The organism is Dickeya dadantii NCPPB 898, from assembly GCF_000406145.1.
Taxonomy (GTDB): Bacteria; Pseudomonadota; Gammaproteobacteria; order Enterobacterales; family Enterobacteriaceae; genus Dickeya; species Dickeya dadantii.
Map to the genome: position 1 here is coordinate 1,272,732 of NZ_CM001976.1, position 11,321 is coordinate 1,284,052.

At 57.2% G+C, this 11,321-nt stretch carries 9 protein-coding genes; all 9 read right to left on the bottom strand.

Annotation, left to right across the window (positions count from 1 at the left end):
* Positions 1-37 precede the first annotated feature (37 nt).
* On the bottom strand, positions 38-619 hold the full coding sequence (speG, locus tag DDA898_RS06140; RefSeq protein WP_050570211.1) for a spermidine N1-acetyltransferase: 582 nt from the start codon (positions 617-619) through the stop codon (positions 38-40).
* A gap of 162 nt (positions 620-781) precedes the next feature.
* Complete coding sequence (locus DDA898_RS06145; RefSeq protein ID WP_038910564.1) at positions 782-2,935, bottom strand: TonB-dependent siderophore receptor; 2,154 nt, start codon at positions 2,933-2,935, stop codon at positions 782-784.
* Entirely contained in the window at positions 2,928-4,037 is a 1,110-nt protein-coding gene (locus tag DDA898_RS06150; RefSeq protein WP_038910566.1) for an ABC transporter substrate-binding protein, read from the bottom strand. The genes DDA898_RS06145 and DDA898_RS06150 overlap by 8 nt, the downstream gene beginning before the upstream one ends.
* 199 nt (positions 4,038-4,236) lie before the next feature.
* The gene (locus DDA898_RS06155) at positions 4,237-5,082 is read right to left on the bottom strand and encodes an amino acid ABC transporter permease (protein ID WP_081639221.1); all 846 of its coding nucleotides are present in this window, start codon (positions 5,080-5,082) and stop codon (positions 4,237-4,239) included.
* A complete protein-coding gene (locus DDA898_RS06160) occupies positions 5,082-5,903 on the bottom strand; it encodes an ABC transporter substrate-binding protein (RefSeq protein WP_038910567.1) in 822 nt (273 codons plus the stop codon). The genes DDA898_RS06155 and DDA898_RS06160 overlap by 1 nt, the downstream gene beginning before the upstream one ends.
* 254 nt (positions 5,904-6,157) lie before the next feature.
* Positions 6,158-7,168, bottom strand: coding sequence for a galactose/methyl galactoside ABC transporter permease MglC (gene mglC, locus DDA898_RS06165; RefSeq protein WP_013316930.1), 1,011 nt, complete (start codon positions 7,166-7,168; stop codon positions 6,158-6,160).
* Positions 7,169-7,187: 19 nt separating this feature from the next.
* Entirely contained in the window at positions 7,188-8,708 is a 1,521-nt protein-coding gene (gene mglA, locus DDA898_RS06170; protein WP_013316931.1) for a galactose/methyl galactoside ABC transporter ATP-binding protein MglA, read from the bottom strand.
* A gap of 120 nt (positions 8,709-8,828) precedes the next feature.
* Positions 8,829-9,824 carry a galactose/glucose ABC transporter substrate-binding protein MglB gene (gene mglB, locus DDA898_RS06175; protein WP_013316932.1) on the bottom strand — a complete coding sequence of 332 codons (996 nt, stop codon included), beginning with the start codon at positions 9,822-9,824 and terminating at the stop codon, positions 8,829-8,831.
* A 437-nt stretch (positions 9,825-10,261) separates the two neighbouring features.
* On the bottom strand, positions 10,262-11,260 hold the full coding sequence (gene galS / locus DDA898_RS06180) for an HTH-type transcriptional regulator GalS (protein WP_038910568.1): 999 nt from the start codon (positions 11,258-11,260) through the stop codon (positions 10,262-10,264).
* Positions 11,261-11,321: the final 61 nt, after the last annotated feature.

Below are 11,321 nucleotides of genomic sequence, written 5' to 3' on the forward strand. Positions count from 1 at the left end.
CCAGAACTTGTCTCTGGCTTTTTTAACCGTCGTGTTATTAACGGGTGATATTGCCTTCGCCGTGTTTGCCGCTGGGGTTTTTGCATTTCGCCAGATACTGATGCTGGAAAATACACATCCGGATAGTGTTGCGGTATTCGCCGTTGATGAAAAATTCGTGAATCAACTCGCCTTCCACCTCAAACCCCAGCTTGGTGTAGATGTGGATCGCCTTCTGGTTCTCCTTGTCCACAATCAGGTACAGCTTGTAGAGGTTGAGAATCGAAAAACCGTAATCCATCGCCAGCCGGGCGGCGGCACTGGCATAGCCCCGGCCCTGATGAGCAGGGTCGATGATGATCTGGAATTCGGCCCGGCGGTGGATATGGTTGATGTCCACCAGTTCTACTAATCCGACCTTGATGGCATCGTGCTCGATGATAAAACGACGCTCGCTCTGGTCGTGAATGTGTTTGTCGTACAGGTCGCTCAGTTCGACAAATGCTTCGTAAGGCTCTTCGAACCAGTAGCGCATCACGCTGGCGTTGTTGTCCAACTGATGGACGAAGCTGAGGTCGTCGCGCTCCAGCGGCCGCAGGCGCACGACTTCATGGATGTTGGGTTCATGGGTGTCTGGCATAAGGTATCCTGCTAGTGGGCTACTAGGGCGTGACGTTAACCAGCTTGCGGGAACGGGTCAATCGGTGGGCGGCGAAAGTGTGGAAAGTACGTGCGGAAAGAACGTGTGGAAAGACGCGCAGCCTTGATGCAGGCTGCGCGATTCAGTGGGTGGTTCCGATGATTAGAAATCGACGCTGGCGCGCAGCACCACTTCACGCGGGTCGCCAATCGCCACACGCAGGTTATTGCCGCTCGACGGGTAGTAGGTTTTGTCGAACAGGTTTTTGACGTTGAGCTGCCACTTCACCTTATAACCGTTGATCGGCACGCTGTAGGTGACAAAGGCGTCCGCCACCGTGTAGTCGTCAAGGAAGAAGCTGTTGGCGGCGTCGCCGGGGCGACGGCCGACGTAGCGAGCACCGACGCCGGCGCGCAGATCGTCGCCGGCGTGCAGGCCCAGATTACCGAAGTCGTTGGTCAGGAACAGCGAGGCGGTATGACGCGCCACGTTGGTCATCTCATTGCCCTGATTATCCGGGTCTGAGGTGACGCGGGCATCGGTAAACGCGTAGGTGCCAATCAGGCTCAGGCTGTCGGTCAGTTTGCCTGCCACATCCACTTCCACCCCTTGCGAACGAACCTTGCCGGCGGTGCGGGTGACGGTTTCTCCGTTCACCAGCTCGCTAACCATTACGTTGCGCTTCTGGATATCGAACAGCGCCAGGTTGGCGGTCACGCGGTTGGGCAGATCCAGCTTGGCGCCTACTTCGTAAGACTTGCCGGTTTCCGGCGCCATTGACCCAATCTGGGTGGCGATCGAGGTGTTGGGTTTGAACGACTCGCTGTAACTGGCGTACAGCGATGACCAGGAGTTCAGGTTGTAGACCACCCCGGCGCGCGGTACCAGTCGGCTGTCGGAGCCATCGGTATTGGTAACGAACGGACGCCCTTTGCCTGACATCACATCAAAGCGGTCGTAACGCACGCCGCCCAGCAGCATCCAGTTTTCATCCAGACGCATAGCATCCTGCATAAAGATACCGGTGCTATCGACGTTCTCGCGCTGGTCGCTGTCCGCCGCGCTGACGGTGGTGGAGGCCGGTTGCAAGCCGTAGACCGGGTTATAGACGTTGAAACTGTAACGCTGGGTGCTGCGCAACATATCGCCGCGATGGGTGCGGTCGGCTTCGTGGTCCACGCCAAACAGCAACTGATGGTTGATGCTGCCCCAGTCGATATCGCCGTTCAGCGTCAGTTGCACGTTCTGCGACTGGCTGCGGGCGTCGGCGGTCGCATCGGCCTGACGTGTCAGGATGCCGGTGGTGGCGTTATAGCTGGTGGCGCGTGCCTGATTGTCGTTGTAAGTATTACGACTGTAGGCGTAATTCAGCTTGGTTTTCCAGCGATCGTTAATGGCGCTTTCCATCTGGAAGGTCAGCGTGTCCTGATCGCCGCGGGTGGCGTTGTAAGCTTCGTCAAACCGGCGTTCGCGCGGGGTATTGACCGGTTTGCCGGTGCGGCTGTCGATCACCGTGCCGCGATCGAACGGCGTCAGGTATTCCATGTGCTCGTAAGAGACCCGCACGGTGGTGTTTTCACCGTACCACATCAGCGACGGCGCAATGGTGGTCTGGCGGTTGCGGCCGAAATTGCGCCAGTAGTCGGTTTCATCGTGATCGACGATCATGCGGTAGGCCAGGCCGGAGGTGCCGAGCGGGCCGGTGACGTCCAACTGACCGCCGCCGCCGTTGAAGCTGCTGTTCCAGCCTTCGATATGGGTTTTCTGCACCAGTTCCGGCTTTTTGCTGATGATGTTGATCATACCGCCGGGTTCGCCCCAGCCGTACAGCATCGACGCCGGTCCTTTCAGCACTTCCACCCGTTCGGTGGTTGGGGTGACGTTGCGCGCCTGAATCGAACGCATGCCGTCGCGCAGGATGGAACCGTCACGGTTATCGCCGAAACCGCGCTTCATCACCGCATCCTGCGTCCCGCCGAGGGTGTTAGCCTGGGTGATGCCGCTGACGTTGTACAACGCTTCATCAAGATTTCTGGCCGCCTGATCTTCCAGCACCTGCTGTGGCACCACATTGACGGCTTGCGGGATGTCCAGCAGGCGGCTGTCGGTGCGGGTGCCGGTGACGGCGTTGTGCGGCTGGTAGCCGGTTTCCCGTGCGCCGCTGGCAGGCGTGCTGGCGGTCACCACCATCGTGTCGTCCTGCTTTTTGGTATTTTTTGCGGCGGCGTCGCTATCGGCCGACGTGGTGGCGGCTTGCAGACTGAAAGGCAGCAGGGCCAGCAGCGGCCAGCCCTTTTGCCAATGAAGGTTATTCATGTGTTAACTGACTCCAATAGGTCCCTGAAAAATCAAGCGGTAAAAACTGTTGATAGAGTTGTTGTAAGGTGCGCTGCGGGTCGATGTCGCCAAACAGCGTCGGATAGAGGGCTTTGGCGAACATTTCCACCATCACCACGTGATACGGGCTGAGATAAAAATTGTGCCACATGCTCCAGGCGCGGCCGGTGCCGACGGCACTCAGATGTGAGAGCAGCGGTTCCTGCATCAGCAGGGTGCGGAAACTGTCGCTGGCCTGCCGGGGGGTAACGTCCGGGCCGAGCATCAGGTCGGAAAGGCGTTTGCCGTCCGGTCCGGCCATGCCGGTGGCGATGTAGACATCCGGTCTGGCGGCTAACGCCTGTTCCGGGCTGAGTTCGCCGTATACGCCTTTCACCTTGCCGGCGGCGATGTTGTCGCCGCCGGCGAAGGCCAGCAGTTCGCCGAGATTGCCGTTGACCGCCGTGGTGCAGCAGGTGTCGCGGCGGCCAAGATGCAGGTGCAGCATCACCGTGGTTTTGCGGCCCTGATACTGCGCCAGCCGCGCTTTGACGGCGTCCATGTGCTGCTGGTAGAACGCGATAAACGCGTCGGCGCGTGACGACCGATTGAGCGCGTCGCCGAGCAGGCGCAGGCTGGGCACGGTGTTTTTCAGCAGGTCAACGCGCAGGTCGACATAAATATAGGGGATGCCCGCCTGAGTCAGCGCCTGCTGGATGCTTTGTTCGTTGTCGGCGCCTTTAGCCAGTCGCGGCAGGATCACCAGATCCGGTTTAAGCGGCAGCAGGGCTTCCGCGTTGACGTTGTTGAGATTGCCGTTACCCAACTGCGGGATGCGAGCAATGTCGGGAAACTTGGCGATGTAGTGGTTCCAGCTTTGGGCATCGTAACGTGCCAGGTCGCCCGGCCATCCCACCACGCGTTGCGCCGGGTTGCCCGGTTCCAGCAAGGCCAGCGTATACAGCATGCGGCTTTCGCCCAGCGCGATGCGCTGCGGGTTATCGGGAATCGTAACCTGACGACCGGTGATGTCAGTGACGGTTTTGGCCTGCGTCAGCGGGCTGAACCCGAGCACGACAAAGAGGAGAAAAACGATGCGCATGTTCTTTTCTCGTAAAAAATAAGGCTGTTCGCGTCAAAATGAGGCAGGAAAAAATAATAATAATTATTTTTATTTGCAATGGAAACTAAAGGGAACTGAGGCTAAAAAAGAAAAAGCCCTGATATTTCACAGGGCTGGCAAAGGTTATGTAAATAATTAAAGTCGCCGCGACAGGGTGGTGAGTAGGCGAGCCGGGGATTCAGGAGGGCGTTTTACCGTCGTGGTGCTCGTAGCCGCGGCTAAAGTGGCGTTCCAGCCGCCCTTGCAGCAATTCCAGCCCGATGGACAGCAGCCAGTAAATGACGGCGGCGGTGGTGAGCATCTCCATGTAGTGGTAGGTGCTGCGGCCATAAGACTGCGCCAGAAAGTTCAGTTCCCACAGCCCCATCAGCGACACCAGCGAAGAGTCTTTGATCATCGAAATGAACTGAGAGCCGGCGGGCGGAATGATGATGCGCAGCGCCTGCGGCGCCACCACGTGGGTGGTGATCACCCAGCGCGACAGCCCCAGCGCCATGGCGGCTTCTTTCTGACCGCGGGGAACCGCGAGTACGCCGCTACGGATGGTTTCCGCCAGATAGGCGCCATAGTTTAACGACAGCGCGATGATGCCAGAGGTAAAGGCGCTCATCACGATGCCGACCTGCGGCAGCGCGAGGTAGATAATCAGCACCTGCACCAGCAGCGGCGTGCCGCGAAACAGCGATACATAGAATGTGGCGCAGCCGAAAGCGATCGCACTGGAAGACAGGCGGCCTGCGGCGGTGATCACCGCCAGCAAGATGCAGAACAGCATGGAAATGATGGTAATGACGACGCTCAGCACCGCACCCTGGATGAAACCGTCCGGCGACAGGTGCATCCCCAGCATGGAGGGCAGTTTCTGCCGGATCAGGCCGGTGTCCAGGTCCATAAACGAAAACAGCCACAGCAGCAGGCTGAGCAGCACCAGCCAGGTCAGGCCGGCGCGCAGACGAAAACCAAATCCGGCGCGCTCAGGCGCCGGCGGCATGTGAGACGGGGTTTCAGCAGACGAACGCGACATTACGGGGTGACCCCGGTGATGTCTTCACCAAACCACTTCATGGAGATGGCTTTCAGCGTGCCGTCGGCGCGCAGCGCGGTGATGGCATCGGCCAGCGTTTTACTCCATTCCGGGTCGCCTTTGTCGACGGCAATCCAGTTCGGTTCGGCATACAGTTCCTGCAGGATACGCAGTTGCGGCAGCTTCTCGATACGCGGTTTGGCGGTGATGCGATCGGAAATCACCGCATCCAGCCGTTTACCCGGACCCAGCGCCAGATTACGGAACGCCATTTCTTCATCGGTAGGCACCGCCTGCACATGATCAAACGGGAAGGCGATCGGCTTACCGCCCGGGATCGCCAGACTTTTGTTCAGGTAATTCTCGTAGCTGGAACCCAGCCCCAGACCGACTTTCTTGTTGCTCAGGTCGGCGGCGGATTGGATGTTTTTCTCATCTTTATGGACGATCAACACGGCGAAGGTGCTGTAGTAGGGGGTGGCGAAATCCAGCACCTTGGCGCGTTCGGCGTTTGGAGTCATGGAGCAGATGCACATGTTCCAGCGGCCTTGCCACTTGCCGCCGACGATGGTTTCCCAACCCGGCGTCGCCAGTTCCAGTCTGGCGCCCAGCTTCTGCGCCACCGCGTTGGCGACGTCCACATCGAAACCGACTAGCTGATTTTTATCGTCCAGATAGCTAAACGGCGGGTAGTCATTGAACAGGACGTTACGGACCACACCGGTCTGTTTTACCCGATCCAGCGTGCTGCCGGCCTGCGCGGCGCTGAGCATGAAACAGGCGCTGAGACCGAGCGCCATCAGTGCGAGAAGTTTTTTCATCCATTTTCCCTACAAACTAGCGTCACGACGGACAACGCGGGGCTGCCTGCCGCGTCCCGTCAATGGAAATCACAAAAGCCCTCTATCTTATAGCAGCAGCGGGCGTGTGCAAAATAAGGTCTTCGTCGGACGAACAGGGGGAAGGGCATAAGCATCGGTGATTGGCGGCGCCATATGAGCGCTATTAGTCCTATAAAAAAGAAAAACCTGCCACCGGGGTGGCAGGTTTGACGGTGCGATGTACGGCGCGCGCGTTATTTTTTGCGGGCGTATTTCAGAGAGTCCAGCGCTACGGCGAAGATGATGATGCCGCCTTTGATGATGTACTGCCAGTAAGGGCTGACGCCGATGTAAGTCAGACCGTAGTTGATAAGGGTAAAGATGATAACCCCGGTCACCACGCCTGCCACCGTACCCACGCCGCCGGCAAAGGACACACCGCCGACCACGCACGCCGCGATGGCGTCGAGTTCATACATGAAGCCTAAGTTGTTGGTGGCGCTGCCGATACGGCCGGCTTCCAGCATACCGCCGAAGGCATAGAACACACCGGACAGCATGTACACCAGAATCAGGTTCAGCGAGACGTTCACGCCGGAGACTTTGGCTGCTTCCGGGTTGCCGCCGATAGCGAAGATATTTTTGCCAAAGCGGGTCTTGTTCCACAGGATCCACACGAACACCGCTGCAATCACCGCATAGAAGGTGATATAGGACAGTTTGAAGTCACCGAAGCGGATAAAACCCTGCGCGAAGGTGGAGAAACGGTCGTCAAAGCCGGCGATCGGCGACGCGCCGACGATGTCGTAATACAGGGAGTTGATGCCGTAGACGATGATCATCGTACCTAATGTGGTGATGAACGGCGTCACTTTCAGGTAGGCGATGATGATGCCGTTGACCAGACCGATCAGCGCGCCAATGGCGCAGACAATCAGGATTACCAGCGGAATCGGCATAGTTTCAAGGTGCGGGAATACCTTGTTGCTGTTATCCATCGCCTGCAACAGCGTGGCGGCGACCACCGCGGCGAGGCCGACCTGACGACCGGCCGACAGGTCGGTGCCTTGAGTGACGATAAGCCCGGCCACGCCGAGCGCGATGATCACGCGCACCGAAGACTGGGTCAGAATGTTACTCAGGTTGGTGAGACTGAGAAAGGTGGGATCCTGGATAATAATAATCACCAGCAATACCAGCAGCACGGCGTAAATGCCGCTGTCTTTCAGCCAGGTGAGCGCACTTTTTTTAGTTGTAGCTTTCATGGTAACAGCCCTTGCATCATTAAAGGTGTAACGACGCTAAACGGAGAATTTCGTTCTGCGTGGTGTTCTTGGTTTCGACAATGCCTGCGACGAGGCCATTACTCATCACCAGAATGCGGTCGGTAACGCCCAGCAATTCCGGCATTTCAGACGAGATGATGATGATTCCTTTGCCCTTTTTCGCCAGCTCTGAAATAAGCTGATAAATCTCGAATTTGGCGCCGACGTCAATGCCGCGGGTCGGTTCGTCCAGCATCAGGATTTCCGGTTGGGTCAGCAGCCAGCGTCCGATAATCACCTTCTGCTGGTTACCGCCGGACAGCGAGCCGATGGCGGTGTGGTGGCCGGGGGTTTTCACCCGCATGGAATCAATGACCCACTGCACATCGCTTTTCATGCGTTTGTTGTCCAGCAGGCCAAGGCTGTTTTTGTATTTGTGAATGTTGGAAATCAGCGAATTGAAGCCGACATCCAGATAGGCGTAAATACCGGTAGAGCGGCGCTCTTCGGTGACCAGCGCGAAGCCGTTGTTGATGGCTTCGTTGGCGGTATGGTTGTTGATGTCTTTGCCGTGCAGTTTGATGGTACCGCTGAGTTTTTCGCGGATACCGAACAGGGTTTCGACGATGTCGGTGCGTTTGGCGCCGACCAGACCGGCAATTCCCAGAATCTCGCCCTGACGCAGGTCGAACGACACATCGCGGATCGACGGCTGGCGCATTGAGGTCAGGCCGCGCACTTCCAGCATGACGTCGCCGGGCGTGTTGGTTTTGTCCGGAAAACGCTGATTGAGGGAACGGCCGACCATCATCGCGATGATCTGGTCCATATTCAGGCCTTCCAGCGGCTGGGTGGCGACCCACTGACCATCACGCAGTATGGTGATCTCATCACACAGCTGGAAGATCTCTTCCATTTTGTGGGAGATGTAGACGATGCCGCAGCCCCGGTCTTTCAGCTTGCGGATGATAGTGAACAGATGGTTCACCTCTTTTTCCGTCAGCGACGAGGTGGGTTCGTCCATGATGACGATTTTGGCGTTGTAGGAAAACGCTTTGGCAATTTCGATCATCTGCATTTGCGACACCGACAGCGAGGCCACTTTGTCGCGCGGATCGATATCGATATCCAGTTCATCGAAAATCGCTTTGGTGTCGCGATACATTTTTTCCTGATCGACGAACAGTCCTTTTTTCGGGTAACGCCCGAGCCACATGTTATCCATGACCGAACGTTGTAAAACCAGGTTCAATTCCTGATGAACCATGGATACGCCATTCTCCAGCGCTTCTTTGGCGCTTTTGAAATCGACTTCCTGCCCCTGAAATTGAATGCTGCCCGAATCTTTCTGGTAAATGCCGAACAGACATTTCAGCAGCGTCGATTTTCCTGCGCCATTTTCTCCCATCAGGGCATGGATGGAGTGGGGGCGCACCTTCAGGTTGACATTATCCAATGCCTTTACACCGGGAAACGACTTACTGATATTGGTCATCTCCAGCAGGAATTCGCGCTGAGTGGTTAGAGTGTCACTGGTCATATTTTACCTGGTCGAAATAATTACCTGGCTGAAACGTTGCCGGGCCGAACATGACTGCCTGGCTGAAAAAATCATTCGTTCAAGCAGTAGGGGCGCAGCGGTTGCCGCGCCCCGACGAGATTACTTCAGGAACTGCGTCAGGTTGTCTTTATCAACCGGCACGTACGGTACGCGTACCACTTTGTTTTCAATTTTGAAGTTGGTGCCTTCGCCCGCCGGTTTACCCAGCGCCAGGTTTTTCGCCAGATCCAGCGTGGCTTTGGCCTGGTTTTCCGCATCGTTCAGCACGGTGCCGGCCAGCGCGCCGGATTTGATCAGCGACAGCGCTTCCGGCAGGGCGTCAACGCCGAACACCGGAATACTGCTCTTGTTGTGGGCTTTCAGCGCTTCTACCGCACCCATCGCCATCGCGTCATTGTTGGCGATGAGCACTTCGATCTTGTTGGCGTTAGGACCGGACATCCAGGCGTCAACCTTGTCTTTAGCCATCGCGGTATCCCACATGGCGGTGTCCATCTGCAATTGCTGGACTTTCAACCCTTCTTTGGTCAGGGTGTCCACCACATATTTGGTGCGGGCTTCGGCATCCGGGTGTCCCGGTTCGCCTTTCAGCAGGGCGTACTGAATGGTGCCGTCTTTGTTCAGATCCCAGGACGAATTCGCTTTCCAGTGTTTGGCGATCAACTGACCCTGAATGATACCGGACTCTTTGGAGTCGGTACCGACGTAGTAGGCTTTGTCGTAGCTGGCCAGAACTTTGGCATTCGGTTCTTTGTTAAAGAACACCACCGGTACGTCGGCGGCCTTCGCTTTCTGCACCACAATCGCGGCGGCGGCCGGGTCAACCAGGTTGATAGCCAGCGCTTTCACGCCTTTGGCCAGCAGCACGTCCACCTGATCGTTCTGTTTGGATTGGTCGTTCTGTGAGTCGTTCATCAGCAGCTCGACGCCACCCAGAGCCTTGGCTTCTTTTTCAATATCTTTGCGTACCATCGACATGAAGTTATCGTCGTATTTGTAGATGGTGACGCCGATACGGGTATCCGCGGCATGGGCGGAGGCTCCGAACATCATGCTGGCAACCAGGGCGGTGAGAGTGAAAACCTTCTTATTCATGATATCTCCGGGTTTATGCAGGGTAGTTCTCAGTCCGGCCGCACGACGCAGGGTAGACGTAGTACGGCAGTCAGTTAGTCATCGTCAGTGCGGCGTCGTAACGCCAGGCTGACGGAGTTTGCAGGCATGGCCCGCTTAAAGCCTGACTTCCCTGTTTTCAGGCAGTGCTCACCTGTTCGGTGGCGCCGCCCGGTAATGCATCCTGAAACAGATAGCGTCCTGAAACCGATATTGTGAACGTTTTCGCCGTGGCGGCCGCTAACGATTCAACTGACTGGGCGACCGTATTACAAGGCGTCCGGCCTACGCAGTACGCCCTCATCATAGAGAGCGCAATGTTAATTAACTGTGAATTTACTCACAGATTGAAAGCGGTTACATGGAGGATTTGAAAGAATTAGTGACAGCTCCCACATTTTAACGGCAGCCACCGAATGTTAACGGGCTGCCACCGAATGCCGCCGCACCAACGTCGGCATGAAACAGTGTCTGGCGGTGGGGTCCAGCAGTCCGGCCGCGCCTTTTAGCGCCAGTTCCGTGGCGATTTTCGCCATAGAAACAATAGGGTAGCGGATGGTCGTCAGGCGCGGGTCGGTGTAACGGGAAATCGGGATATCGTCGAAACCGACCACCGAAAACCGCTCCGGCACCGTGATGCCGTTATCTTTCAGCGCCATCAACGCGCCGGCCGCCATGCCATCGTTGTAGGCGAACACCGCGGTCAGTTGCTGGTTGCGCCCCAACAGTTCCACCATCGCCGCTTCACCGCCCTGTAGGTCAGGCTCGCCGCTGGCGATCCACTCGTCGGGCGGCTCGGTACCCTGTTCCTGCAACGCCTGTCGCCAGCCGGTAAGGCGTTCCGTCACGTCCTCTATCGGGTGGCTGGAGCGGAGATAACCGATGCGCTGGTGCCCCTGCTGCAACAGCATACGGGTCGCCATCATCGCGCCGCTGACGTTGTCGAGGCAAACGCAGCGGTGCGGGTAGTCCGGCAGCAACCGGTTGATCAGCACCATACCGGGCACCTGGTCCATGAACTCCGCCAGTTCTTCATCAGATAAGGCTTTTGCATGTACGATCAGCGCGTTACAGCGCTGGCGGATCAGCACTTCGATGGCGTGCCGCTCCTTTTCTTCCTGATGATAGGAGTTGTTAATCAGCACATGTTTTTGCAGGCGCTGCGCCACGGTGTCCACCGCTTTGACCATAGCGCCGAAGAACGGGTCAGACACGTCCATCACCACCACGCCGATGGTGTCGCTGACCTGCGAAGCCAACGCCTGCGCATTGGCGTTGGGTCGGTAGCCCAACTGCTCGACCGTCTGCAGTACCAGCTCGCGCGTCTGTTGGGTGACCGAGCTGCTGTTGTTGAGCACGCGGGAAACGGTGGCGATGGAAACGCCTGCCTGGCGCGCGACATCACGAATGGTAATCATCAATACTCACCACAGAAGAAAAAGTTCACGAGGGCGGCCCTGACACTCAAGCTGTTCGGAC

What these genes read in the sequence shown, in the direction of transcription:
- DDA898_RS06145 (WP_038910564.1), bottom strand. Translation starts at nt 2,935, where the DNA reads ATGAATAACCTTCATTGGCAAAAGGGCTGGCCGCTGCTGGCCCTGCTG.
- galS (WP_038910568.1), bottom strand. Translation starts at nt 11,260, where the DNA reads ATGATTACCATTCGTGATGTCGCGCGCCAGGCAGGCGTTTCCATCGCC.
- DDA898_RS06155 (WP_081639221.1), bottom strand. Translation starts at nt 5,082, where the DNA reads ATGTCGCGTTCGTCTGCTGAAACCCCGTCTCACATGCCGCCGGCGCCT.
- speG (WP_050570211.1), bottom strand. Translation starts at nt 619, where the DNA reads ATGCCAGACACCCATGAACCCAACATCCATGAAGTCGTGCGCCTGCGG.
- mglC (WP_013316930.1), bottom strand. Translation starts at nt 7,168, where the DNA reads ATGAAAGCTACAACTAAAAAAAGTGCGCTCACCTGGCTGAAAGACAGC.
- DDA898_RS06150 (WP_038910566.1), bottom strand. Translation starts at nt 4,037, where the DNA reads ATGCGCATCGTTTTTCTCCTCTTTGTCGTGCTCGGGTTCAGCCCGCTG.
- mglA (WP_013316931.1), bottom strand. Translation starts at nt 8,708, where the DNA reads ATGACCAGTGACACTCTAACCACTCAGCGCGAATTCCTGCTGGAGATG.
- DDA898_RS06160 (WP_038910567.1), bottom strand. Translation starts at nt 5,903, where the DNA reads ATGAAAAAACTTCTCGCACTGATGGCGCTCGGTCTCAGCGCCTGTTTC.
- mglB (WP_013316932.1), bottom strand. Translation starts at nt 9,824, where the DNA reads ATGAATAAGAAGGTTTTCACTCTCACCGCCCTGGTTGCCAGCATGATG.